Annotated in this window: 24 protein-coding genes and 2 pseudogenes; 16 read left to right on the forward strand and 10 right to left on the reverse strand. The window is 66.4% G+C overall.

All coding sequences use genetic code 11. The annotated features are described in order from the left end of the window. Positions 1–66: 66 nt before the first annotated feature. Both D8670_RS04300 and D8670_RS04305 read right to left on the reverse strand, forming a co-directional pair. Complete coding sequence (locus tag D8670_RS04300; RefSeq protein WP_162994184.1) at positions 67–771, reverse strand: DUF3267 domain-containing protein; 705 nt, start codon at positions 769–771, stop codon at positions 67–69. Positions 772–801: 30 nt separating this feature from the next. Beyond that, the gene (locus D8670_RS04305) at positions 802–993 is read right to left on the reverse strand and encodes a hypothetical protein (RefSeq protein WP_121816849.1); all 192 of its coding nucleotides are present in this window, start codon (positions 991–993) and stop codon (positions 802–804) included. A gap of 795 nt (positions 994–1,788) precedes the next feature. On the opposite strand from D8670_RS04305, the gene D8670_RS04310 reads away from it, so the two are divergent. Then, positions 1,789–2,778, forward strand: coding sequence for a phosphotransferase family protein (locus D8670_RS04310; RefSeq protein ID WP_162994185.1), 990 nt, complete (start codon positions 1,789–1,791; stop codon positions 2,776–2,778). 35 nt (positions 2,779–2,813) lie between these two features. Here the strand turns inward: D8670_RS04310 and D8670_RS04315 are convergent, their stop codons facing one another. Both D8670_RS04315 and D8670_RS04320 read right to left on the reverse strand, forming a co-directional pair. Further along, positions 2,814–3,566 (reverse strand): sugar phosphate isomerase/epimerase family protein, encoded by a 753-nt coding sequence (locus tag D8670_RS04315; protein ID WP_121816851.1) that lies wholly within the window; start codon positions 3,564–3,566, stop codon positions 2,814–2,816. A 126-nt stretch (positions 3,567–3,692) separates the two neighbouring features. Further along, positions 3,693–3,839 carry a hypothetical protein gene (locus D8670_RS04320; RefSeq protein WP_233752192.1) on the reverse strand — a complete coding sequence of 49 codons (147 nt, stop codon included), beginning with the start codon at positions 3,837–3,839 and terminating at the stop codon, positions 3,693–3,695. A gap of 178 nt (positions 3,840–4,017) precedes the next feature. Here D8670_RS04320 and D8670_RS04325 point away from each other — a divergent pair, with 178 nt between their 5' ends. Beyond that, positions 4,018–4,320: a hypothetical protein gene (locus tag D8670_RS04325; protein ID WP_121817562.1), complete on the forward strand. Its 303-nt coding sequence runs from the start codon at positions 4,018–4,020 to the stop codon at positions 4,318–4,320. After that, a complete protein-coding gene (locus D8670_RS04330; RefSeq protein ID WP_121816853.1) occupies positions 4,321–4,833 on the forward strand; it encodes a PIN domain-containing protein in 513 nt (170 codons plus the stop codon). A 101-nt stretch (positions 4,834–4,934) separates the two neighbouring features. Here the strand turns inward: D8670_RS04330 and D8670_RS04335 are convergent, their stop codons facing one another. Both D8670_RS04335 and D8670_RS04340 read right to left on the reverse strand, forming a co-directional pair. Then, positions 4,935–5,846, reverse strand: coding sequence for a metallophosphoesterase (locus tag D8670_RS04335; RefSeq protein WP_121816854.1), 912 nt, complete (start codon positions 5,844–5,846; stop codon positions 4,935–4,937). A gap of 104 nt (positions 5,847–5,950) precedes the next feature. Next, positions 5,951–6,133 (reverse strand): hypothetical protein, encoded by a 183-nt coding sequence (locus D8670_RS04340; protein WP_121816855.1) that lies wholly within the window; start codon positions 6,131–6,133, stop codon positions 5,951–5,953. Between the two features lie 618 nt (positions 6,134–6,751). On the opposite strand from D8670_RS04340, the gene D8670_RS04350 reads away from it, so the two are divergent. From D8670_RS04350 to D8670_RS04360, 3 genes are all read left to right on the forward strand, one after another. Further along, positions 6,752–8,086: an arylsulfotransferase family protein gene (locus D8670_RS04350; protein ID WP_233752194.1), complete on the forward strand. Its 1,335-nt coding sequence runs from the start codon at positions 6,752–6,754 to the stop codon at positions 8,084–8,086. 495 nt (positions 8,087–8,581) lie between these two features. Further along, positions 8,582–9,028, forward strand: a complete 447-nt coding sequence (locus tag D8670_RS04355) for an NUDIX hydrolase (protein ID WP_121816858.1) — start codon at positions 8,582–8,584, stop codon at positions 9,026–9,028. Positions 9,029–9,236: 208 nt separating this feature from the next. Further along, the gene (locus tag D8670_RS04360) at positions 9,237–9,617 is read left to right on the forward strand and encodes a DUF7344 domain-containing protein (protein ID WP_121816859.1); all 381 of its coding nucleotides are present in this window, start codon (positions 9,237–9,239) and stop codon (positions 9,615–9,617) included. A 96-nt stretch (positions 9,618–9,713) separates the two neighbouring features. Here D8670_RS04360 and D8670_RS20735 read toward each other — a convergent pair whose 3' ends face one another. Beyond that, positions 9,714–9,857, reverse strand: a complete 144-nt coding sequence (locus D8670_RS20735; RefSeq protein WP_162994186.1) for a hypothetical protein — start codon at positions 9,855–9,857, stop codon at positions 9,714–9,716. Positions 9,858–10,364: 507 nt separating this feature from the next. On the opposite strand from D8670_RS20735, the gene D8670_RS04365 reads away from it, so the two are divergent. Both D8670_RS04365 and D8670_RS04370 read left to right on the forward strand, forming a co-directional pair. Beyond that, on the forward strand, positions 10,365–12,413 hold the full coding sequence (locus D8670_RS04365) for a hybrid sensor histidine kinase/response regulator (RefSeq protein WP_121816860.1): 2,049 nt from the start codon (positions 10,365–10,367) through the stop codon (positions 12,411–12,413). Between the two features lie 149 nt (positions 12,414–12,562). Then, entirely contained in the window at positions 12,563–15,019 is a 2,457-nt protein-coding gene (locus D8670_RS04370; RefSeq protein WP_121816861.1) for a carboxypeptidase-like regulatory domain-containing protein, read from the forward strand. 144 nt (positions 15,020–15,163) lie between these two features. On the opposite strand, the gene D8670_RS04375 is transcribed toward D8670_RS04370, so the two are convergent. Both D8670_RS04375 and D8670_RS04380 read right to left on the reverse strand, forming a co-directional pair. Beyond that, positions 15,164–15,574 carry an ArsR/SmtB family transcription factor gene (locus D8670_RS04375; RefSeq protein WP_121816862.1) on the reverse strand — a complete coding sequence of 137 codons (411 nt, stop codon included), beginning with the start codon at positions 15,572–15,574 and terminating at the stop codon, positions 15,164–15,166. Between the two features lie 68 nt (positions 15,575–15,642). Then, positions 15,643–15,969 (reverse strand): annotated as a pseudogene (locus D8670_RS04380) (IS6 family transposase); the annotation flags it as partial. Here D8670_RS04380 and D8670_RS04385 point away from each other — a divergent pair. The 5 genes and pseudogenes from D8670_RS04385 to D8670_RS04405 form a co-directional block, all read left to right on the forward strand. Beyond that, positions 15,966–16,265 (forward strand): annotated as a pseudogene (locus tag D8670_RS04385) (DUF7509 family protein); the annotation flags it as partial. The pseudogenes D8670_RS04380 and D8670_RS04385 overlap by 4 nt on opposite strands. A gap of 131 nt (positions 16,266–16,396) precedes the next feature. Continuing rightward, on the forward strand, positions 16,397–17,383 hold the full coding sequence (locus D8670_RS04390) for an LLM class flavin-dependent oxidoreductase (protein WP_121816863.1): 987 nt from the start codon (positions 16,397–16,399) through the stop codon (positions 17,381–17,383). Between the two features lie 735 nt (positions 17,384–18,118). Then, complete coding sequence (locus tag D8670_RS04395; protein ID WP_121816864.1) at positions 18,119–19,510, forward strand: ATP-binding protein; 1,392 nt, start codon at positions 18,119–18,121, stop codon at positions 19,508–19,510. A gap of 139 nt (positions 19,511–19,649) precedes the next feature. Next, entirely contained in the window at positions 19,650–20,930 is a 1,281-nt protein-coding gene (locus tag D8670_RS04400; protein WP_121816865.1) for an MFS transporter, read from the forward strand. A gap of 229 nt (positions 20,931–21,159) precedes the next feature. After that, positions 21,160–22,455: a glycosyltransferase gene (locus D8670_RS04405; RefSeq protein ID WP_121816866.1), complete on the forward strand. Its 1,296-nt coding sequence runs from the start codon at positions 21,160–21,162 to the stop codon at positions 22,453–22,455. Positions 22,456–22,465: 10 nt separating this feature from the next. On the opposite strand, the gene D8670_RS04410 is transcribed toward D8670_RS04405, so the two are convergent. Beyond that, positions 22,466–23,032, reverse strand: a complete 567-nt coding sequence (locus D8670_RS04410) for a hypothetical protein (RefSeq protein WP_121816867.1) — start codon at positions 23,030–23,032, stop codon at positions 22,466–22,468. Between the two features lie 196 nt (positions 23,033–23,228). On the opposite strand from D8670_RS04410, the gene D8670_RS04415 reads away from it, so the two are divergent. From D8670_RS04415 to D8670_RS20740, 3 genes are read left to right on the forward strand one after another with little or no spacing between them, the layout of a single operon-like run. Next, the gene (locus D8670_RS04415) at positions 23,229–24,512 is read left to right on the forward strand and encodes an MFS transporter (protein WP_121816868.1); all 1,284 of its coding nucleotides are present in this window, start codon (positions 23,229–23,231) and stop codon (positions 24,510–24,512) included. Positions 24,513–24,568: 56 nt separating this feature from the next. After that, on the forward strand, positions 24,569–25,084 hold the full coding sequence (locus D8670_RS04420) for an OB-like fold-containing membrane protein (RefSeq protein WP_121816869.1): 516 nt from the start codon (positions 24,569–24,571) through the stop codon (positions 25,082–25,084). Continuing rightward, complete coding sequence (locus tag D8670_RS20740) at positions 25,077–25,223, forward strand: hypothetical protein (RefSeq protein ID WP_162994187.1); 147 nt, start codon at positions 25,077–25,079, stop codon at positions 25,221–25,223. Before D8670_RS04420 ends, D8670_RS20740 begins: the two co-directional genes overlap by 8 nt. Positions 25,224–25,225: the final 2 nt, after the last annotated feature.

The raw sequence follows: 25,225 nt of genomic DNA on the forward strand, positions 1-25,225 counted from the left end.
CAGTGATCAGAGCTATCGCAGGAGACGCGCCGGTTGCTCAGTGCCTTCTCACGGCACAGAAGTGACTCAGCGGCCGTTACCCGGCGTCGTTGGCCGTTCACCAGTTCGGCCTCGTCCGCCCTGATAGCTACAGACGAACGCATACGCCAGCCCGCCGACCGCGCCGATGACGAGCACCCCAGGACCGACGCCCAGAGGGATCTCGGTCGGTGTAGACACAAACGAGAACAGGTAGGTCAGGGTCCCCGGCGTCCCGATCGTGATCGACTCGACGCCGAGGACCGACAGGGCGAGCGGGCCGCCAACTGCTAGGAGGAGCAACACTGCGAACGTCGCGACGGCTGCCCCTGCGAACGCGTCCCAGACGACGGCAGTTACTGACAGGGCGCACGGCCGGTCACCTTCGCGGCCGAGTATCCGGACGCCGTCCGGATGGTCTTCGAGTCGCACGTCAGCAGGAAAGCCCAACGGCGTCAGCGTCATCCAAAGGTCGGCGACCGCACCCGCGGCATTGGCGGCCAGCGGGACGATCAGCCAGCCCCACTCGAAGGCGAGCATCGCCGGCACGCCGACGGCGGTCATCACGACGAGCGGCGTCAGCAGGACGACGATAAACTGGTTACGCGAGAACTCGTGGTCCGTCGTGGCGTAAGCGTATGGCAAGATGAAGTGCGCAACGCCGACCCCGTAGGACGCCTCGCCGCCGTAGTATCGGATGGCGAGCCCGTGTAACCACTCGTGGGGAACGACGAACCCGGTCCCCAGTACCACGATGACGAGAACGTTCAGTGTGTCCGTCCATCAGTCGACGCCGGCGGGGCCGAACTGAAACAATGCCGCGTGGCCAGTCACCACCTGATACAGACCGCTGAGAGCGGCCGCCGCGACGACGAACCCGAGCGTGCTAAGTGCGGTCATCTGGATGGTGAGTCCCCGGGTGAGTTCGAGGTCCGCGAGGACGGTCTCCTGCCTGGTACCGCCACTAGTCGCCATACTAATTTGTCCGCAGGAAACACGTTATAACTACCGTCGGTGCAGCGGATTCAGATGGTCAAAAGTGGCACCAATCCGTTTCGCTCGACTTTTTCATTGCCTGAAACCAAGTCCACGGATGGGCACCGCATACCCGTGCGCTTCTCACAGTTGTGCCCATCGCTACTGATCGGACAACCTCTGCAAGCCTCAATATTCGAAACAGGTAATGCGGACATCCTCGTTCAGTTCTGAGGCGTGTCTTTTGCAGTGTGCGAGAGGAGTGTTGGGTGGCCCCTGGCTCGTGGACCAGGGGCGAGCGTCGCTGGCATCGGATCGACGGACTGCGGCTCACCGACTGCGTGATCCAGTCCGCTGTTCGGCGGCGTATCCTCACTGCCGGATGGGATGACATGACATGCACAGATGGGTGTGGCAGTGACGATACGGGGAGAGAGGCCACGACGCTGGTATTAAGTCTCGTGTTCGCCGCAAAGATTTCGCCGTATCGACGCTCTCACGCAAAAATGGAGGTGTCACGAACCCCCGGTCATCCCGACGGGGGTTCGCGACGGACTGGATCCGTGGGGAGCCTCTGTCCGTTCCGAGCGCGGGTACCGTCAGGGCGGTCAGCTGCAAAGCCCCGGAGCGCTCACCGCACCGACGGTAGATCAGTCGGCAACATTACTAGTAATAAATCTTATGGGTCATCTCCGGGCAGGGAGATGCCTCGGCCTTTCGCAAGTGAAGGTTCCGTGGGCATCCCGGGAGTTCGAAGCCGGCACACCGGAAGAAAAGAATGGCTCGCCGTCGCACGTGGAAACCGTGACCCGCCCCTCTGAAACTGCCGTCCGGGCAGCGCTCGCCGACCTTCGGCCGGGCACGACCGTCCGGGACCTCGCCACCGTCGAGGCCGGGAAGAACGCGGTGTACGCGGTGACGTTCGCGGATCGGGAGGCGATCTTGAAGGTGGGAACGGCGTCGCCCGACCGCGTGCGGGCCGAACCCGCGATCCTGCGGTTCGTCCGCGACCGGACCGGGGTTCCGGTGCCCGCGGTACTCGCAGTGAGCGACGACGTCCTCGAACACCCTTGCTGTCTGTTCGAACGGGTGGCCGGACGGACGGTCCCGGACCGACCGACAGATCTCTCGTCGGACGTCCTCGCGCGTCTCTGCGAGGACGGCGGGCGACATCTCGCCGCGCTCCACGAGGTCGACTCGTTCGAGACGGTCGGCCCGCTCGTTCCGGGCGACGACGGCGTCGCGGTCAGGGGGTCCTACGAGGACTGGCCGTCGCTGTTGGAACGGGCGATGACCGCCAAGATCGAGGCTCTCGGCGGACGGTTCGACCGCTACGAGGCGACACTCCAGGACTACGTGGCGTCGGCCGTCGACGAGCACCGCCGTTCCGCATCGGTCGACCCCGTCCTCGTCCACATGGATTATCGGCCCGCGAACCTGGTGTTCGACCCCGACGAGCCGTTCCGTACGCGAGCGGTCCTCGACTGGGCCGGCGCGGCCGCGGCGCCGGCCGCCTACGAGATCGCCCACGCCGAGGCGCTGTTGACTGACTGGCCTCGACTCGGCGCTGCCGATCGAGCGGATCTCCGTGTACGCTTTCGGTCCGGATATGCCCCCGAGGTCGACGTCCCCGAGATCCCGACCCTCTACCGGGTCGATGCTCGGCTCCGTCTCATGAAGCATCTCGATCTGGAGGTCGACGAGTCGGACGAGTCGGCCCGCGAGGCTCGCGCGGCCGAGCACGTGCGATCGCTCGCCGCGCTTGGCGTCCTTTCGGAGCCGTGAGTCGTTATTGACGAGACACGACTCTCAGAGTCCCCTCACGCACCGTCGAGGTGATCGGCCACCCGCTCGGCGGAGTCGCGTAGCAACGCGCCGTCGTCGGTGAACACCTCGACGGCGACCGTGCCGTCGAAGGCGGGCAGCGAGTCGGCCACGAGGTCGTAGTCGACTTCTCCCGCCCCGACGGGGAGGTGCGTGTCGCCGCGGCGCCGGACGTCGTGGACGTGGAGGTGCGAGACCCGTTCGCCGTGGTCATCGAGAAACCGTTCGACCCCATCGTCGCCGTCTTCCATGTACGCGTGGCCGATGTCGAAGCAGACGGCGGTGTCCGTCTCCGCGGCGAGGTCGCCGAGGACCGAGAGCGGCAGCCCCCGGGCCTGGTGACCGACGTTCTCGACCACGACCTCGACGCCGGCGTCGTCGCCGGCGTCGGCGATCGCCGACAGCTGTTCCGCGAAGACCGGCCGCTGGTCGGTGTCGTGGGGGTCCCGCATTGTCCCGTGGAGGACCGCCTTCCGGGCGCCGACCGCGCCGGCCCAGTCGAGCAGCTCCGACAGGTACGCCACGATCGCCTCGTTGAGCTGCGACACCGGCGTCGAGACGACCTGCTCGAACGGGAGGTGGACGCACAGGTCGGCGTCGACGGCCGCGAGCGCCTCGCGCAGGCGGTCGTCGTCCGCGTCCGCGATGGCGAACGCCGACTCCCCGATTGAGAGCTCGACGAAGTCGAAACCCTCCGCGGTCGCTTCCAGCCGCTCGATCGAGTCCCCCACCGTGAGGCCGATGTCCATGCTGGCGATAGGGTCTCCGACCTAATAGCCGTCGTGCCGATCGAGGACGTGGTCGGGGCCGGCCGAGCGACGCGTAGCCGATCAGACCCAGCCGAGATCCCGCGTTCCGCGAGCGACCGCGGCCGACTACTCCTCGGTTCCCCAGTCCGAGACGCCGAGCACGGCGTCGCACTCGGGACAGGTCCACACCTTCGGCGTGTTGGCCGCCGGCGCTTTCTCGATCCGTTCCGCCCAGTCGGTCACGTCTTCCTCGCAGTGAGGGCACCGAGCCATGCGGTCCAGTACCACAGAACGGGGCTTGTACGTTTTGTCCCATGCCGTGATCTGTTGCATGGTCTTTTCAGCCAGTTATGTGTCTTCTACACTGCAGTGGTAAGCTGTCTGGCTGATAGATGGACTCACAGTGTACACACAGAAACCGCTAAGTGGGTTGGCTCACAATGGACACATGATGAGTACGGATAAAAAGAGGGTCCAATTTCGTGCTCCGAATAGGCTCATCAACCGGGCCGACGCTCTGGCAACAGTCCTCGGGGAGGACCGGACGGATGTCCTCGTGACAGCACTTCGGGAGTACCTTCAAGAGGCCACTCACGATGATGCACTGACCCAAGAAATCGCCGCTGCGTACTACGACGGCGAGATCTCTCACGAGCAACTCAAAGCACTCGTCGGGGCAGAAGAAGCGGCGAACCTTCGCGTATTGAAACAGCAACTGGACGAAGACTTCGTCGACGACGTGGCCAACCGATAGATGTCGGAGTTAGTTGCAGATACCTCTTCGTTAGTGAGTTTAGGGAGTGTGAAGGACACTGACCCTGATCCGCTATCACAGTGTCTGTCCGCTTATGACGTTCTGGTGCCACAAGAGGTCGTCGACGAACTTGGGGAGCTTGCTTCGTATGATGATGAGCATGGCCACGCTGCAACCACAGTTCTTGACCGTTCGACCGAGATCACAACACGATCAGTAACGCTCAACGCTGACTTCCCACTTGACGACGGCGAGAACGCTGCCGTGACACTCGCAAATGAGATCGATGCATCGCTGTTGCTTTGCGACGAGTTCAACCGGCTCGGACTGATCCATGCCTCGTTGGCTGACACGCGACTCGTAACGACTCCAACACTTCTTTCGGTGTTCGTTCGAACCGGACGATTGACACCCGACGACGCACGGATGTTGCTCGATGAGATCAGCACCACCCGAAGCTGGGGTGCCAACAGTTACGTTCAACGAGCGCGCTCGCTCCTTGAGAAGTCCTAAACTAGACGAGCGAAGCAGAGAAAATGTTTCGTTAGCAAACTCGGTAGCAGTGAAAGAGCAGACACTGAGGCGCTCTATTCTCTCTTACAGATCCACGCCGGTCAGTACGCGTAGCTCTCGTCGGCCACGCGGAGTCGGCCGCGGTCGGTCCGCGCGAGCGGCGCGTACCGGTCCTCGGACACCGCAGCCAGGTAGTCGCGGAAGTCGCTCTCGAACCCGCTCGGCGGGTCGTCCCACAGGCCCACGGCGTAGTCGACGAGGTCGTCCGCAGCGACGGCGTCCCGCTCGGTCCCGTTCGTCAGCCCGTAGAACGCCGAGGCGGCCATCTCCCGCAGCAGCCGACGCTCGTCGGCGCAGTACATGCAGTCCCGCTCCGGCGGGCGGAACTGGACGCCCCGCTCCGCGTGGACCTCGCAGTGTTTCCGTTCGAGCGCGCCGACGGGCCGCACCTCGACGTCGAACCGCGGCGTCGCCCCGACCTCGACGACGAAGTAGCCGCCGTACGTCTGCTCGCCCGTCTCCCGGTAGGTGTACTGTAGGAACGCCGAGTTGAGGCGACGGTTCCTGTACCGGCCGATGTGGGTGTTCCCGCAGAAGTGCGCGCGGCCCTCGAAGTGGTCGAGCAGCGACCACGTCTCCATGTGGGTGACGAGGATCACGTCGGACTCGACGGCGGCCGGTGAGTTCGTGAACCGCTGGCCGCCGACGGTGACGCAGCCGTCGTCGGGGATCCGTGTGCCGACGTCGAGGTCGTACGGCAGGTCGCCGAAGTAGTCGCGGTTGCCGTACACCCACACGAGGCCGTGGCGGGTCCGGTCGGCGATCGCTTCGAGGAGGGGCTCGACCTCGCGGAGCTGCTCGGCGGCGACTTGCCTGTCCTTTCGGACCGCGTTCGTGAAGTCGCCGACGTGCACGGCGTAGTCGAACGTCTCGCCCTCGGTGTCCGCGAGGACGCGCCGCAGCGACACCATGTCGCCGTGGTGGTCGCCCATGACGAGGAAGCGCTGGGTCATCACCGAGAGCGTTGGCAGGTAGCGGACTAAGCGTTTCCGCCGTGCCCGCGGACGCGGCCGGCCGCACGAACGACCGGCTCGTGCGGACGCGGGACCGCCGACCGTCAGGAGCGCCGATAGAGCGTCCAGACGATGGCAACGGCCGCGAAGGCGACCCCGACAGCCGTGGGAACGGTGCCGCTATCGCCGCCGAACCGCCAGCCGAAGGCGACGAACCCTATTGCGCCGATGACCGCGGCGACGACGCCGACGTACGTGAGCGCCGACTGGGACCCGAGTCGAGCCATACCGGTAAGTCGATACGGCGGGATAAATAACTATCCGGACGTTATCTCGCCGAAATTAGCACCGCCAGCGCGACCAGTCCGAGGAGCACGGTCGCGGCGAACGCCAACCTCGGAGACGCCGCGACCGACAGTACGAACAGTGCTCCGCCACCTAGCAGGGCCAGAACGCTCACCGCGATAAGTTTCGTGTCTCGCAGGAGATCCGCTGCAGGGCTAGTCATGCGCTGCACCTGGACCGGTCCGTCTCCGGGCTCGATCGGTCGTTTGCCGTTTCCGGCGTGCTGTGGTCACCACGGATACCCTGTCTCACGTGAGTGTTTTCGCCCGATCAGGGTAAAGTCTGCTTTCAGGTCGACCGGCCACCCCGACTAGTTCTATTAGGGACGGTGTAGAAGAACGGCCACAAACGACAGCACTCGATGCTCCGCGATACTGCCTCCTGAGCGGAGACCGAACTCTACGGAGAGTACAGACGGAGTGAGTAGCGCAGCGCCGACGAAGCCGCGGTTCGGAACGACCCCGACGACCCCCGAGAAACCGACCACAGCTACCCGCTGAACGGAGGGATCAGGGATGAACTTCGCCGTTTCGGACGCGGCACAGCCGCTACAACGGCACATGACGAAGCACCGCCTCCGCATCGGCTTCGCCGTCGTCATTGCGCTCTGTGTTACGACGCTCGGGTTCGCAGCGATCACCGGTTCGACGACGGCGACCAAGGACGACGTTCCCGAAGCGCCGCCGACGGAGAACCACACCGTCGTCACCGAATCCGCCAGATACGGCACCATCATCGCGTACGCGCCAGACGGGAGCATCGCGTACTACAACAACTCGCACACGAAGTACTTCGACGTCGACCCCGTCGAGAACGAGTCGATGACCGTCGAGTACGTCGCCGCCGATACCCTGGCCACGGAAAGCGACCGGTGTCGGGACCCGCCGTGCACCCGAAACGTCGTCGAACGCCTGAACCTCACCACGGGTGAGACGACGCGCATCGTCACCCGCTACGACCACCGGGAGATCGCCGGCGAGTGGCACGACCACGTCCGCGTCAACGAGACGCACGTCCTCGTCGCGGACATGGCGGACGACCGGGTGTCCCTGCTGGACACAGAACACGGGACAACCGACTGGGCGTGGAGCGCACAGAGCGAGTACGCGGTCGAGGACGGCGGTCACTACCCCGGCGACTGGACGCATCTCAACGACGTCGAGTTGCTGGAGGACGGGCGCGTGATGGTGAGCCTCCGCAACCAGGATCAGATCGCGTTCATCGACCCCGAGACAGGGCTGAACGAGTCCTGGACGCTCGGCGCGGACGGAAACGAGTCGATCCAGCACGAGCAGCACAACCCGGACTACATCCCCGAGGAGCGCGGCGGCCCCGCGGTCGTCGTCGCGGACTCCGAGAACGGCCGCGTAGCGGAGTTCCAGCGCGAGGACGGCGAGTGGACGCGCACGTGGGAGTGGTCCGACGAGCGCATGCAGTGGCCCCGCGACGCCGACCGCCTCCCCAACGGTAACACCCTCATCACCGACACGAACGGCAAGCGCCTGATCGAGGTCAACCCCGAGGGCGAGATCGTCTGGCAGGTCGAACTCTCACACCCCTACGATGCGGAACGCCTCGAAACGGGGTCTGAGAGCAGTGGCGGTGAGAGCGCGCGAGCGCTCGATCTCGACTCCCGGGGCCGAGACAGTGCCGGGGGACAGGACTACGACTTCGGCGGCCTCGGCCCGGCCGTCAGCGTCGTGCGCGGCCTGTTGCCCTCGCGCGTCGTCAACGCCATCATCTACGTGAGTCCGACGTGGATCGGTCCCGCGGAACTCGGGCCCGTAGTGGTCACTATCGCCGTGAGCGTGGCGTGGGCAGGGCTCGAGAGCTGGTGGCTCGTTCGATCGCTGAACCTCGGGGTCCGGTCACCGCTGTATCGGAAGGACGACTGAGCGCGACGCTTCGCTGCCACCCCCGCGCCGCGCCGCCGCCGTTCAGGATTCCCGAGTAAAACGAAAACGTCCGCGATGATGGTCTCCTCTCCCCTGCGGAGAGCATCGGGTGCCTCTGCAGCCCGGTTGTAGCCGGGTACTCGTCTATACCGGAGAGTTGGGGATATAGCTATCACCAAAATGGTTGGGTAGCCGTGCGAAAGATACTCTACCACGGATTGGATATACCCGACGCCGCGGTTCGAAAACGTTCAGCGAACGCCGCGAGAGCCCCGCCGCTCTCCGGTAAGAGCGCCACCGGTCCCGCAACCAGCGATGATCTGGAGCCTCAGGTACAGGCCGGTCGCGCGGGACGGTGGCGACTGGTTCTCATCGGTGGACGGATATATCGTTTCCGGCCAACGACCCCGGTCGAGCGGCGCGCTCCCCGCCCGTCATGCGAGAGTGGTAGCGTGTTCCATATTTTTATCCTCAGAGAACGTACGTGGGGGAACGATGCCCGACAGGGAGGTCACGTACGTCCGGAAGGCCTGCGCGTACGTCACGCGCGGCGACCGCGAGCTCCTCGTGTTCGAGGGCCCCGACGAGGACCGCCTCCAGGTGCCGAAAGGCACCGTCGAACCCGGCGAGTCGCCGCGCGAGGCGCTCCGGCGCGAGGTCGCCGAGGAGAGCGGGCTCCGCGCGCTCGACGACGTCAGCCACCTCGCGACCGACGTCTGGCCTCGCCGCCCCTCGAAGCGCTACGTGCGCCACTTCTACCGCGTGACCGTCGACGACCCCCGGGACCGCTGGACGCACGAGGTCACCGGCGACGGCGCCGAGGCCGGCAGCGAGTTCGAGTACCGCTGGATCGACCTCCCCACGGACCGCGAGTTCGCCCTGGACCTCGACGAGTACCTCGACCGGATCGGCGGGGCACCGCGACGCGCGACCCGCGAGTGAGCGACGCGCGCGGCCGCCAGTAGGGAGGACTGGGCAGGGAACGGACCGACTGACGGGCACCCAGGACGCACGCGGCGTCTGACCCGTTTTTCTGCTAACTTCGTTTGGCAGCGTACTTGGGTTCGACCGACAAGCCGGCTGCCTACCGACCTATTCTGACAGATATTTAATATCAATAATAAGTAGTCGGAGTCGGACCACCCCACTAATGGAACGGCCGCCGGCGTCCGCGACGATGGACCTCTCGCTGGAGGACGCGCTCGACTGCCTCAGCAACAAGCGACGACGCCACACGATCGACATCGTCGACGCGAGCGACGAGCCGCTGTCCCTGTCGGCGGTCGCCGAGCGGGTCGCGGCCCGCCAGTACGACGTCGACCGGGACGCCGTCACGGGCAAGCAGCGCAAGGCCGTCTACACGGGCCTCTATCAGGCGCACATGGGGAAGCTGACCGCCGTCGACGCGGTCGCGTTCGACGAGCGGGCGAAGGTCCTCGAACCGGCCGAGAACACGGCGGGGCTGGCGCACACGCTGCGGTGGCTGCGGACGCAGTTCTCGGGCGGACAACGCGAACGCCCGCGGCCGTAGTCGGAGGAGAGTCCGGGCACCTCGCCGCCGAGCGACGAGGTCAAAGGACGGACTTCCATCATCGCAACCGGGACGGACGAAAACAGAGAGTCGACGTTACCGTCCGGTCGGCGTGAAACACTCGTCGCAGATGGGGACGCGCGCGGAGATCTCCGACTCCTCGGCCGTGCCGATCTCGTAGTACGTGACGGGGGTGCTCGACTGACAGTACGCACACTGTTCGATAGCTTCGGGATGCATTACCCGTTCAGGGGAACGGGGAGGGGATAAGGCCATTGGTCGGTAAAACCGTCGAAAAACGGCGATTCACAGGGATAATTCGTAAATTACGGAAGATGTAGTTAGCGTCGCCGAGTGCCGTTCCGCTGGTACGTCGGGCGACGGCCGCCCGTATTCAGAGGAAATCCGTCGAAACGGCACGCCGTTAGCGAGCCTCCTCTCCAGCCCCAAATTCCTGAGAACGGGCGGTATGGCCGTCCTACCTCCGACAGTCTCGGCGTCCCGACGCGAACGTCGACGCCCGTCTACGAAGGCGACTAAAGCGTCAGGACGCTAACTCGTCCGCGAACGTCGTCCCGAGCCGGTAGTTGCGCTTCCCTCTCACGTCATCTCGGCGCCACGAGGGCGTCGTTTCGCCGCCGCCGACTCCCGGACGTCGCCATCGTGTTAATAATCTATCCTTTTCTCCCGTTCTCCGCCGCTGAAACTGACCCGAACCCTCATGATACGGAGACTGATACCTAACGTATGGCTGGACCGGACGAGCGTCACTTCTCGCCGCTGGCGCCGGGGCGTCTCCGCGTGCTACTCGTCGAGGAGGACCCCGAAGCGACCGCGCGGCGGCTCGAACGAGCGGACGACCGGATCGCCGTCGTCACCGCCGCCGGCGCGAGCGACGGGCTCGACCGGCTCGACGAGGGACCGATCGACTGTGTCGTCGGGGATCACCGGCCGCCGGCTCCGGACGGGGTGGCGTTGCTGGCGGCGGTCCGCGACGAGCGCCCCGACCTGCCGTTCGTCCTGTTCGCGACCGACGGGTCCGAGGACGTCGCCGCAGACGCCGTCGCGGCGGGGGTTACCGAGTACCTGCAACGGGACCGCGGCGACAACCCGTACGAACGCCTGGCGGAGCGCGTCCGCGCGGCCGTCGACGAGGCGCGGACCCGATCGCGGCAACGGCACCTCCACGGGGGGGTCGAGACCGGGCACGAGCGGAAACTCGAGTCCCTCCACGCGGCGACGCGGGACCTGATGGCCGCCGACGCGCCGGACGAGGTCGCGACGGTCGCGAGCGAGGCCGCGAACGACATCCTCGACATTCCGATGAACGGCGTCCACTTCCACGACGCGGACGCCGGCGGCCTCGCGCCGGCCGTCGTCTCGGGACCGAGTAGCGACCTGCTCGGCGACCCGCCGACGCTCGGCGAGGACAGCATCGCGTGGTCCGCCTACCGCGACGGCCGGGCGCTCGTCCACGGCGACGTCCGATCGGTCGACGAGCGCCACAACGAGGACACCCCGGTCCGCAGCGAGATGCACCTCCCGCTCGGCGACCACGGCGTGTTCATCCTCTCCGCGACGACCCCCGACGCCTTCGACGCCGCGGACGAGACGCTGGCGAAGATCCTGGCGGAGAACGTCGCGAGCGCGCTCGACCGCGCCGCGCAGGCCCGGAAGCTCGAAGCCCTTCAGGAGCAGACTCGGTCGCTGATGGGCACTGCCGCGGTCAACGAGACGGCGTCGGTCGCCGTCGACGCCGCCCGGGAGATCCTCGCCGCCGAACTCTCCGGCTTCCACCGGGTATCGGACGACGGGCAACGCCTCGAACCGACCGCGGTGACCGACACCGTTCCCGAGACGTTCGAGGCGGCGCCGACCTACGACCAAACGGCGGACGACCCCGTCGCGTCCCTCGTGTGGGAGGCGTTCGACGGCGGCGAGCCGACGTACCTCCCCGACACCGCCGAGCGGACCGAACTACAGGGACGGACGCCGGCGGGGAGCGCGATCGTCTACCCGATCGACGACCGCGGCGTGTTCATCGTCTCCTGGCGGGAGCCCGCGGCGTACACCGAGACGGACGCGAAGCTCGTCGACATCCTGGCGTCGACGCTCGCTACGGCCCTGCAGCGGGTCGAGCGGGAGTCGCTACTGCGGGACCGCACGACGGCGCTCGAGCGCCAGAACGACCGGCTGGAGCGGTTCGCCGACGTCGTCTCCCACGACCTCCGCAACCCGCTGAGCGTCGCCAACGGCCGGCTCGAACTGGCGCGACTGGAGTGCGACAGCGACCACCTCGACGACGTCGCCGACGCGCTCGCCCGCATGGAGCCGATCATCGAGAACACGCTGGAGCTGGCGCAGCAGGGCCGAACGGTCGACGAGCCGGAGCACTGTTCCCTCACCGACCTCGCCGACGACTGCTGGGACCACGTGGCGACGGCCGAGGCGACGCTCGTCGTCGACGACGACCTCGCGGTCCGCGGCGACCCGGACAGGGTGCGCCACGTGTTCGAGAACCTCTTTCGGAACGCGGTGGAGCACGGCGGCGACGGCGTCACCGTCTGCGTCGGCGCGCTCGACGACGGCTTCTACGTCGCGGACGACGGCCCGGGCGTCCCCGAGGGGGAGCGCGACCGCGTGTTCGAACGCGGTTACTCGTCGGCCAAGGCGGGGATCGGGGTCGGGCTGGCGATAGTGCGGGAGATCTGCGAGGCCCACGACTGGTCGATACGCGTCGCCGAAAGCGACGCCGGCGGCGCGCGATTCGAGATCACCGGCGTCGAGCGCGCGTAGGTCTCGCCCGCTCGCCCGACTGTAGTCCGGCCCGCACCGGCGTCGATACCGCCTGGAAACGGTGCGTTCGACGCTCGTACCGGTGAACTTTGATATCGTTTCTCCTTTCATTCCGCCAACCTTTACGTCGTGATGTGGTATTTGGTAACATGGGAAAGCAGTACACGCGGCGAGAGATCCTGAACCGTTCCGCGGCCGGAGCGGTCGTCGCGAAGGACGTTCGCGGGCGGTGGGGACGGCGGTCGGCCGCGCAGTCCGTCTCCGTGACGGGGCAAATAGTGGACGCCCACGCGACGCCCGTCGGGAACGCCCGGGTCGAACTGTTCGACGCCGCCGCTCGGTCCAAAGTCGCCGAAGCCGAAACAGACGCGAACGGCGAGTACACCCTCTCGTTCGACGCCTTCTCGGCTGACCAGGAGCCGCTGGTGATCGCCCGGAAGGAAGTCGTCAGGGAAACCGCCGGAACGGAGGTCCGCAACGACTGGTTCACGACGCAGGTCTACGGTTCGTCGGTTCTGGAGACCGCGCTGAGCGGCCGGATACCGATCGACAAGGAGCTGCTGGTCTATCCGACGCAGCTCACGGACGGCGACACGTCGCTCGGCGTCGTCACTGTCTGGCGCCACGTCGGCAACCCGTACAGCGACACCCAGCAACTCCCGCTGGGGATCCACGGTCTGACCCAGCAGATCTTCTCGATCGAGGTGACGAACGCGGTCGGCGGTCGGACCGGCAGGGACCCCCACGAGATCCACTCCGAGCGGTACGACCTGTCGTCGGGGATGTTCTCCCTGACGTTCCCGGAGGACGCCGTGCTCGTCGATTACGGGTCGCAGGACGACATCGACGTCGCGGGAGGTGTGACCGTGAAGGGAACGGAGACGCAGTCGCCGGCGGAATCGCCGGGTCCGGCCGTTGCCTGGCATCCGCTCCGGACCGGCATCCCGGCCTACGAGGCGAGCCGCAAGCTGTCGTCGAACACGTACGCGGAGCTGTCGAGCGCGGACGCCGAGAGCCTCGACGAGATCGAGGACGAACTGAAGCGGGCGATCGGGGTGATACCGGGCGTCGGCGCCGCGCTCAACATCGTCGACTCCCTCACGACCGGCTTCGGCGATCCGTGGGAGAACTCGGCCGAACTGACCGAACCGATGCCGCCGGAGACGCGGAACCCGAACACGCACGACACGGCCATGCTCGGCTGGCAGTCGGACAACGTCGTGGTCGATCTCGACGAGGCCAGCGTCGTGTTTCGCGTGCCGGTGGAGTTCCAGTACGAGTCGGAGGACCGCTCGTCGCTGTTCGTCTGCCAGGCGAACTGGGAGTTCGACACGATCAGCGGCGTGGGAAGCGGCAGCGGCGTGGCGCGCGTCGTCCGCGGTCGCGGGCCGAGCGGGCGCGTCGAGCAGCCCGAGTCGACGCCCGACGCCGTCGAGATCTCCGGGACGATCCTCGAACCGGGCGGCGCTCCCGCGGCGGCGAACACGCTCGCCGTCTTCACCGTCGAGGACCAGTCGCTGCTCACGATGGTCACCACCCGCGAGGACGGGAGCTTCTCCTACACCGCCCCGACCGACTGGCGTCACGACGTTCAGTACTACCAGCTGAACGACGCCGACACGGACAACGACACGTTCGAGCCGCAGGGACCGGTCGGGCCGAGGGACGGGACGCCCGACCTGTTCGCGGTGACGCAGTTGCAGCCGACGCAGTCCAGAGATATCGGCTCGGTCGAACTCCCCGAGGCGTACCCCGTCGAGATCGACGTGGTCGACCAGAGCGGCCAGCCCGTGGGGAACGCGAGGGTCGCCGTCGAACACTACAACGATGAGGCCGACGCCGGCATCACGCCGTACCCGACGAACGCCGACGGACGTTTCGTCTGGGACGGGAGCGAGACGACCGGGATGGAGCTCCGCGGCGACGTCCGCGTCGAAGTCCGGCCGCCGGCGGACAGCGACCGGTTCGCCGACGAGACGTACACGCGCGAACTCGCCGTCACCGACCCGACGCGGGTCGAGGTCGCGCTCGAGGGCGCCGGCGACGACTCGGCGGGGCTCCGAGAGGACTTCTCGGAGGGATCGTTCGACGAGTACGTGGTGATCGCGGGCAGCCGGGACGACTGGAACGTCGAGGAGAAGATCGACGGGAACAGCCTGCACGCGAGCAGAGGGGAGGGGAAGGCGTTCGCCGTGCTGGATCCGAACGAGTACTCGTGGGGCGGGGACCGCGACGTCCGGGTCGACTTCGTCACCGAGGTCTCCAACTACAAGAAGAACGCGTACCTCGTCGTCGGCGACGGGAACGACCGGTGGTTCGGCCGCGTCGGCGTGCAGGGCAACGGGGTCAACATCTTCTACGACGAGGGGTCGACGCTCGAGTGGGAGACCGTCGAGAAGGGGTCGGTGACCGTCGAGCCGGGCGAGGTGCACACGCTGGCCCTGCGGATCCGGGGCGACACGATCACCCTGTCGCTCGAGGGGACCGACCAGCTCGAACACGCCCACTCGGACGCCATCGGCGCGGGAACGGTCGGCGTCGGGACCACGGGCGGCATCCCCCACGAGACCTGGTTCGACAACCTGACCGTGAACGAACGCGGGTAAGGCAGCCGAGGCTAACGCTTCCTTTCCGATCTGACCGGTTTGTCGAACGTGAAGACGCTCTGTCCCCAGATCGACCAATCGGCACCACCGATAGCGACGAGGTCGCCGAGCCGTTCGAGGGGTTCTGCCGGGCGCGTCTAGGGCTTAAGCGCTCCCGCTACCGTCATAGGCTTCGCTGAAGTCCCATTCGCGACGGAGGAGTTCTTCGACCCCGTGTTCGAGGATGACGTCGCCGAGTATCGTCGATCTGTAGTATGTGTACAGTCCATCGCTGTTCCGTTCCGTCCGAACGCGCTTCTCGACGAGTCCCACGTCTTGGAGCTCGTTGAGGTGGTAGTGGAGCGTGCTATCGTCGACGTCCATCGCCTCGTTGAGTTCCGTCGGCGTTAGTTCGTCCCCGTGAGCGAGCCGGTAGACGATCTCGAACCGCGTTCGATTACCGATCGCCGCCTGCATATCGAGGTACTCATCGAGGGAGAGCACGCTCGTCTCCGGAAGGAGATCGTCCGGATCGTCCGGTACTTCGTCGGCGACTCGCGTGTTTTTCGTCCCCATCGTATTTCGAACTACCCGTCCGAATCGCTTAGTCTTTGTCAAGCCAAGGTACACTGAAAACATCGTGTTCAGATAAGCTGATTCCATGCGAAGGCAAACGATCTGAGCCACTGGTCAGCAGTTTCTGCGTAAGCGTTGCTAAAGCAGTTTGAGAAAGAGGATGTTCTACGTTTTATCTCACGAAAGACACGTTCGACACTGTTCCGATTTCCATGTCGTTCGTATCTGAAACCGAGGCCATGTCGTTGACAGGCATAGTTCAGCGCCTTATCACCATCGACGAGAAACACAGCGTCATCGACGTTGTGTTTCTCGCGTAATTCAGTGAAGAACGCACTTGCGATAACCTTGGTTCTAGTCGGTTTAAGCTTTGTATGGAGCAATTCGTTTGATTGAATACGCCCGTTGCGCAAACGCAACCGTCTTTGTTGTCCCGTTTCTCGGACACAACTTCGGCGTCGGAGAAGAAGCGGGGAGTGTTTTGGAGAACGTCGCTGAGACACACGGAGACAGGATAATCTTCGTTCACGAAGCGAACGTGACCAGCGAGATGATCCGGTCGGCACGAACGCGATGGGATCTTCGTGTCGCAACGTACGAGACGGAGGAAGAGCTGGTGGATACAGTGAAACGCTTCATCGTCACTACGATGAACCGGGAGCGGTTCGGAGACCTCGAATATCTCGGCTAACGCCACCAAGCCGACGCTTTTACGCGAACAACGGTCGACAGCCCATCGCGGTAGGTTGGTTCGGATCGGCAGCACCGCTGATCGCCACCCCCCCGATCCCGTTTTTCACCCCTTGCGCCGTGCGTACGCCCATGCCCACCGACCTCCTGCTCCCGCAGACGCACGACGGGCTGACCGACCTCGCCGTCCGCGCCGAGGACCTCGGGTACGACGGCCTCTGGCTCGGCGAACTGTGGGGTACGAGCGCGGTCGTCCAGCTCACCGACATCGCGGCCAACACCGACGACATCGCGGTCGGCACGGCGATCCTGAACGTCTTCTCGCGGTCACCCGCCGTGCTGGCGATGACCGCCGCGACGCTCGACCGCGTCTCCGACGGCCGGTTCCGCCTCGGCGTCGGTACGTCGACGCGGAAGGCCGTCGAGGACCTCCACGGGGCAGAGTGGGACGACCCCAACCCCGTCCGCCGGGCGCACGAGACCATCGAACTCACGAAGCTGTTCCTCGCGGCGGACGGCCGCGTCGAGTACGAGGGCGAGGTGTTCGACGTGCAGGACTTCCCGTCGCTCGACCGCGAGGTCCCCGTCTATCACGCCGCGCTCGGGGAGGCGAACCGGCGCGTCGTCGCCCGGCTGTGCGACGGCTGGATCCCGCACAACGTCCCGTTCCCGGACCTCGACGACGCCTACGAGTACATCGTCGACCAGGCGGAAGCGGCCGGCCGCGACGCTGACGTCGATGTCGCGCCGTACGTCCCCGCCGCCGTCAGCGACGACCCGGACGAAGCCAGAGACGCCATCCGCAAGCACGTCGCTTACTACGTCGGCAACGGCCGCGGCTACGAGCGGGCGGTCGGCCAGCGGTTCCCGGACGGCGCGTCGGCCGTCGCCGAGGCCTGGCGCGATGGCGACCGCGCGGCCGCCGCCGAGAACGTCACCGACGAGATGGTCGCCGCCCTCGGCGTCGCCGGGACGCCCGAACAGGCCCGCGAGCAGTTCCGAGCCGTCGCCGACGTCGACTGCGTCACCCGGCCGATGGTGACCATCCCGAACAACGCCGACGCGGCCATGGCCGAGCGGACCATCGAGGCACTGGCCCCGTCGAAGTACGGTCAGTAACGCGCGACTAACTAGCCGGTGGCGAACTGTTCCGGCCGGTCGTGGCGAGGTTCGGCGTTTCACGATCGGTCTACGAGCGTCAGCATCGCCCTCTGGAGGTCTCGACCGACGTGCGGGCGTCACCGATGTTTCACAATCGGTCTCGTGGGCCGCAAGGAACGGTACAGAACCGCTCTCCGGATCCGAACTAGGAAACAGACGGGGGCGCGGCGACGGCGACGAAGACGCGGAATCGGCGAACGCCGACGCGAGGGCCGCTGACGGGTCGATAGCCGACGACGGCATCGGTCTTCGCGTACGGATCCGAATCCGGGAATCGCGTGACGGCGACCGATTGTGAAGATCTGTGGGGCTCTTTCGACGCGATGGATGCGGCGCGCGCGAGAGTTAAACGACCACTACAGTGCCTCTATGTGCCGATGTCGGTCGTGTACCGTCTGAGCGTGCGCCAAGAGTGGTGTTCCTAGCTCCGATATCCCCTGTGAAAGGAGATGTATTAGCGGCTCTCAGTCTGATCGTGACCCCCGTTTGAGGGCCGAACAGGGGGCGATATCCTTCACGACCCGCTCTTGTGCCGTGATTCTGATTGTGAAACGAGCGAGACGGTGCCGGGAAGCTGTCGGCTCGTTTGGTCGCTGGTCCACGCTCTCGATACACGATTAGTAAAATCGCGATTAGTAAAATCGTGATTTAGATAATTGCCACAATTATCGTCACGGGTCACGAAGTGTCCCTATGGTCAGTCCCCGCTTCGTCGACCGCGAGGACGAACTCGAGTTGTTGGAGTCACGCTTCGAGGGCGACGACGCCGACCTGCTGGTCGTCTACGGTCGGCGACGGCTGGGAAAGAGTGCGCTCGTCCGCGAAGCGATCGAGGGCCGAGAGGACGCCGTCTACTGGCAGGCGACTGAGGAAACGCCGGACGTACAGCTGGAGGATTTCGTCGAAACGGCCATCGAGACGTTTCCCGTGGTCGAAGATATCAAGCGCGACTGGGAGGCCCTTCTCCGGGCGATCGGCCGAGAGGACGCGATCGTCATTCTGGACGAGGTCCCCTACCTTATCGAATCGAACGACGCCTTGCCCTCCAAGATCCAGCGCGTCTGGGACATGCATCTCGCAGAAACGGCGTCGACGCTGGTTCTCGTCGGGTCGTCCATCAGCATCATGGAGGAGAAAGTCCTCAGCGGGGGGAGCCCGCTCTACGGCCGTCGGACCGGAACGATCGATCTGCCGCCACTCGAACTATCGGACGCCGCCGCGTTCTATCCGGACGACGACCCCGAGGCGGTCATCCGGACGTGGGGCGTCTTCGGCGGGACGCCGTACTACCTTCGGGCGCTTACGCCCTCTGAGTCGCTCCCCGCGAACATTCAGACACACGTGCTCTCGGAACACGGCGTCCTCCATAACGAACCGGAGTTCCTGCTGCGCACTGAGTTCGGGATCCGGCAACCCCAGACGTACTACACCATTCTCCGAGCGATCGCGACGGGAAAGCGTGAGGCAAACGAGATCGCCGACTTCGCCGGCGTCGACTCGAACTCTCTCGGGTCGTACCTCTCGAAGCTCCGTCGCCTTCGATTGGTCGAACGAGATATCCCCGTGACTGCCAACCCGAACGCCACGCGGAAAAGCCGGTATCGACTGAAGGAGCCGCTGTTTCGTTTCTGGTTCAGGTACGTGTACGGTCAGCAGAGCGAGCTCACACAACTCGGTGACGACGCCTACGAACAGTTGGTCGAACCGACGTTCCAGGAGTACATGGGGTCGATGTTCGAGCTCGTCTGTCAGAACGCACTCCCGTCGCTGATCCCGAAGACGTACCGTGGGATCGGGTACTGGTGGCACGACCACCACGAACTCGACGTCGTCGGCCTCGCGAGCGACGGAACGATCGTCGCCGGTGAGTGCACGTACACGACCAGGGAGATGACGGAAGGAGACTTGGCCGACCTCGAACGCAGCGCGGGAGTGATCGAGTGGACACCCCCGAACGGCGGCGATCCGGAGTATCACTACTGCTGTTTCTGCCGCTCCGGGTTCTCGGAGGGGCTCCGGTCGGTCGCGGGCGAACGGGACGACGTTTCGCTGTTCACGCCGGCGGCGATCGTCGGTAACCGGTAAGTGCTGTCTGCGCACGCGGAGCAGGCGCTGGTTCCGAGACGGGATCGCGTCGTCCGGTACACCCCGATCCTGTTCCCCCCAACAATCTTCACCGGCGAAACGGACGTTTCCGTATGGCGCAGACGATGCCGGTGACCCGATGGGCGTAGCCGACCGTCTCGGTATCGACCGTCAGGTTCTCGCCCTCGCTATCGCCCGCATGACGGAGTCTATCGGGAACTCCTTTCTCATCGTCGTGCTCCCGCTGTTCATCGGGAGCGAAGTGGTGCAGGGCGACACCTTCGGGCTCACGGAGGTCGCCATCACGGGGATCGTCCTCTCGCTGTTCGGGTTCGTCAACAGCCCGCTCCAGCCGTTCACGGGGCGTCTCTCGGACCGGACCGGTCGCCGGAAGATCTTCGTTCTCGTCGGCCTCGTCCTGATCGGGGTCGCCAGCTTCGCCTACTCGTTCGCGACGGCGTACTGGCACCTCCTCGGCCTGCGGACGCTGCAGGGCGTCGCCGGCGCGCTGATCATCCCGACGACCGTCGCCCTGGTGAACGACCTCGCGTCCGACGCGAACCGCGGCGGCAACATGGGGACGTACAACACCTTCCGCCTGCTCGGGTTCGGCGCGGGACCGATCGCGGCCGGCGCGGTCGTGTCGGCCGGCCCGTACGCGTTCTCGCTCGGCGGGGTCGCGGTCGCGTTCAGCGGGTTCGACGCGGCATTTTACTTCGCGACGCTGACGGCGACTATCAGTTTCGTCCTCGTCGCGACCCTGATCCGCGACCCGGACGACGTGGCGGACGCGAAGGAGAACGCGCTGGACGCGGTCGCGATCGTCGACCGGTCCGGCCCGGGGGTCCTCGACCCCGTGTTCACCCTCGGTGTCGTCTCGTTTTTCATGGCCGTCGGGATCGCGCTGTTCGCCACGCTGGGCGACATCATCAACGCGCGCCTCGACCAGGGGCCGACGATGTTCGGGTTCCAGTTCGCGGCGTTCATCCTCTCGCAGATACTGCTACAGACGCCGATCGGGCGAGCGACGGACGTCTACGGCCGGAAGAACTTCATCCTGATCGGGATGGTTCTGCTCGTGCCGACGACGTTCGTGCAGGGGATCATCTTCGACCCGTGGCTGATGGTCGCCGCCAGGTTCGCCCAGGGGATCGCCGGGGCGCTGGTGTTCGCCCCCGCGCTCGCGCTGGCCGGCGACATCGCGCCCGCCGGGAAGTCCGGGTCGACCCTGTCGGTCCTGACGATGGCGTTCGGCTTCGGCGTGGCGTTCGGCCCGCTCGCGTCGGGCTTTCTCGTCGAACTCGGCTTCGTCGTCCCGTTCGCGTTCGGCGCGGCGCTGGCCGCGGTCGGCGTCGTGCTGGTCTGGACGCAGGTCGAGGAGACCGTCACGCCGGAGCGGTCGGTCGCGCCGACGGACTGAGCGAACCGGCTGCCGCGGTCTGCGCTCGCGGACACCGCCCGCCTACCAGTTAGAGACCTGTCTCCCTTATCGGGTGTTACGGTCAGTGTATAGACCGCTCCGCGATCGGTAACGTCGACTGACCGTCCGGCGCACTAGATATGTTAGTGTATAACAAACAGTGACGACAGAGAAGTGCGTCCGTCGGCGCGGTCGTTGGCGGACGCGGCCCGCCGGCGGAGTCTCACTCATGGCAGAGAACCAGGACCCCGATCCCGACCTCGACGATACAGGTCGCTCGCTCGAGCGACCCGTTGCCGCGGCGGAGGCGACTCGGTCGCTTTCGGACTACGCGGACGTGCTGAGTTCCGAGCGGCGAGATCGGCTCCACGCGCTCGCCGACAACCTCGAGGACGCGCGAATCCTACACGTCAACTCGACGGCGTCCGGCGGCGGCGTCGCCGAACTGCTTCGCTCGCTCGTCCCGCTATCGAACGACCTCGGCATCGACACCGAATGGGCCGTCATGGACGCCGACGACGCGTTCTTCGAGGTGACGAAGGCCCTGCACAACGGCCTGCAGGGTCAGGACGCGGCGATCACCAAGGACATGCGGGCGACGTTTCGCGCGGTCACCGAGCGAAACGCGGGACTGGTGGCGGACGAGTACGACCTCGTCGTCCTCCACGACCCGCAGGCTCTGGGAATGGTCGACTCGCTCGCGCGCCAATTTCCCGACACGCGGTTCGTCTGGCGCTGTCACATCGACCTCACGGCGGCGTCGCCGGCGCACCTCTCGTTCGTCACCGACTACGTGGACCGAGTCGACCGTGCGGTGGTGAGCCAGATCGACTACGGTCGCGGGCTCGACGTTCCGACGACGGTTATCCACCCGTCGATCGATCCCCTGACCCCGAAGAATCGACCACTCGACGACAGCGAAGCGGCGGCAGAGCGCGATCGCCTGTCCTCGATCCCCTTCGACGCCGAGGCGCCGGTAGTGACGCAGGTGTCCCGCTTCGACCCCTGGAAGGACCAGCTCGGCGTCGTCGAGGCGTTCCGCGAGGTGAGGTCGTCGTTCCCGGACGCCCATCTGGTACTCGCTGGCGGGATGGCCGATGACGACCCCGAGGGACCGGCGATATACGACCGTGTCGCCGAGGAGACGGCGGACGACCCCGACGTCCACCTCCTGACGAACGAGCCTGACGAGACGATCAATCTCCTGCAGCGCGAGTCCGACGTCGTAGTGCAGAAGTCGCTGCGGGAGGGGTTCGGCCTCGTCGTCTCCGAGGCGCTCTGGAAAGAGACGCCGGTCGTCGGCACGGGCGTGGGCGGCATCCCGTTACAGATCAAGGACGGCGAGAACGGTTACCTCGTCGGTCCCCGCGACACGGCGGCCGTCGCCGACCGACTCGAACGCCTGCTCTCCGATACGGACCGTCGGCGGCGGTTCGGACGACGCGGCCGGAAGACCGTCCGCGAGGGGTTCCTCCTGCCGCGGCATCTCGCCGACTACCTCGCCCTCTACGAGGACGTCCTCTGAGGGCGGCAGCTCAGTCCTCCGCGCCGGTCGGCTGCATCTGGTCCTGGAGCTCGTCGATGTGGTCCTGCAGCGCCTCGGCCTGGCGCTTTGCCTGCTCCTGTCCCGTCTCCTGTAGCTGCTCGACCTGCGTCTCCATCTGGTCGAGCGCGTCGACCGTCCGCTCCTCGACTTGCTGGTGTGCGTCGATCAGGACGTCGAGCTGGTCGTCCATCGCGTCGAGGTACTCCGCCGGGACTTCCTCGACGTCGTCGAGTCCCTCCTCGATGGACGAGAGCGCCTCCTCCTGTTGTTCTTCGAGCCGGTCGAACTGCTCGTCGATCGTCTCGCGCATCTGCTCGACGGCGTCGTCGGCCCCCGGGAGCGTCGCCTCGACGGCGTCGAGGTAGGTGTGCAGCGCCCGGCGGCTCGTCTCGATCCCCCGCGACTGGATCTCGCCGGTCGCCGCCGCGCCGGAGACGACCGCCTCGCTGAACTGCCGCTGGAACTCGACCATCTGCTCGAACGCCTCGCGGCTCTGTTCGATCGTCGTTCGCTGGAGCTCGAACGCGGTCGTGATCGGCGTGTAGTCGTCGGCCATGGTTGGTGTCTGAGTTCGCTCGGTCGCGCCGCTCGGTCGATGCCGCGCGTCCGCAACTTTCGGGGTCGTCACACGTTAACGTATCGTACGGTTTCGGACACGTTCGGGACGGGTGTCGCACGGCCGCGCCGGATCGGTCGGCAACACCGTTCGGTTCACTCAGACATTAGGTGCGGGCCCGACTACGAACGAGTGAATGTGGACACCCGTCGGGTCAGGGAGCGCGTCCCGCGAGACCGCCATCGTCGTCGCGCTCGTGAGCGGTTCGCACGTCGTCAACCACCTCTATCTGGTCCTGTTCCCACCGATCCTCGCGACGCTCGCCGCGGAGTTCGACGTGGGGCTGGCCGCCCTGGGGGTCGCGATGGGCGTGCAGGCCTTCGTCAACACGGCGCTGCAGCTGCCCTACGGCTACCTCTCGGACAACTACGACCGGACGCTGACGCTGGGGCTGTGTCTCGGTCTGGGAGCGGTCGGGGCGGGGGTCCTCGCCGTCGCGCCGACGTTCGAGTGGCTGCTCGCGGGACAGGCGGTCCTCGGGGCCGGGATCGCCGGTCATCACCCGGCGCACTTCCCGCTGCTGTCGGACGCAACCGACGAGGACTCCCGCGGCCGCGCGTACAGCGTCCACGGGTTCGCCGGCAATCTGGGGTTCGCCGCGCCGCCGGTCGTGATCGTCGGCATCACCGCCCTGCCCGGGGCGACCTGGCGTCACGCCTTCGGACTGATCGCCGCCGTCGGCGCGCTGTACGGCGTCGCGGCCGTCTCCGTCCTCGCGCGCAGCGTGAGCGACGACGTGACGCGGCCGAACCCGGGGGAGGACGACGACCGTGACGCCGCTACCACCCGACTCGGACGGACAGTGGCCGAGGTCCGCGCGCTCGGCCGCGCCCCCTCGATCCTGGCGCTCGGCGTCGTCGCGATGATCGCCTCGACGGCGTTCTGGGGGGTCACCTCGTTCGTCGCGGTCCTCCTGGAGGACGGCTACGGCGTCGCGTCGGGGACGGCGAGCCTCACGCTGACGGCGATGTTCGTCGCCGGCGCGGCGCTGATCCTCGTCGGCGGGTCGCTCGCCGACCGGGTCCGTCCGGGGCCGGTGCTGGCGAGCGCCTACGTGCTTGCTGGGCTCGCCGCGCTGGCGCTGGCCGCGATGGTGCTCCCGCCGCTGGCCGCGGTCGGGATGGCGGTGCTCGCCGGCAGTCTCGGCAGTCTAGGGACGCCGGCCCGCGACAAGCTCGCGGACGTGCTGTCGACCCGGGCCGACATCGGGCGCAACTTCGCCGTCATCACGATCGGGATCATGGTCGGCAACACTGTCGCGCCGCCGCTTTTCGGCGCGCTGATCGAGTCGGCCGGGTACCGGACGACGTTCGCGCTGATCGGAGGGGTCGCGCTGCTCGCCGCGGCCGCGACCGTCGGTATCGTCGCGCGCTTCCGCGGGGACTTCGCGCTCGGCGCGTCGGTCGAGGCCGGGGACTGAAAGGGGACGGGCCGGTCGCGAAAGGACTACCAGACCGGCCGTGCAACCCTGCCGCGATGCCCGACGCAGACTCGTCCGGACGCCGTCGCCGCGTCGCCGCGGTCGCCGCCCTCCTCGCCGCGCTCGCCGGCCTGCTCGTCTGGGGCGGCACCGTCGCGCCCGATCCCTCGGTGAACGACTTCCCCGACGAGGACGAGGTCGGTCCCGCCCCGGGGGAGTACGTCGGCGAACGGGTGAAGCTCGGCGGCACCGTGGTCGGAACGGACCCCGTCGTCGTCCGCGTTCCCTACGGCGACGAGTCGATGGACGTCGCGCTCCAGTCCCTCGACCGAACGGTCGAGCGGGGCGACAGCGTCACTGCCTTCGGGACGCTCCGCGGCGAGCGCACGCTCGCCGTCGAGGGCGTCGTCGTCAGCGAGCCCTGGGAGATGCAGTATATGTACGTCGTCTCCTTCCTCGGGGGCCTGTGGGTGTTCGCCCGGATCGCTCGACAGTGGCGGTTCGACCGCGAGCAACTGGCGGTGGTCCCGCGCGGGGAGCGCCGCGGCCCGGACGGTGATCGCGATGCCTGACGTGCTCGCGCACGTCCTCGTCGGGTACTGCGTCGGCACGCTGGCGGCGGCGTACGACGACCGCCTCGGGCCGGCCCACGTCACGCTCGCGATGCTCGGCGCGCTCTCGCCGGACTTCTTGACATCCTCCCACCCCTGAAG

The organism is Halostella limicola, from assembly GCF_003675875.1.
In the GTDB taxonomy this organism is placed as follows: domain Archaea; phylum Halobacteriota; class Halobacteria; order Halobacteriales; family Natronoarchaeaceae; genus Halostella; species Halostella limicola.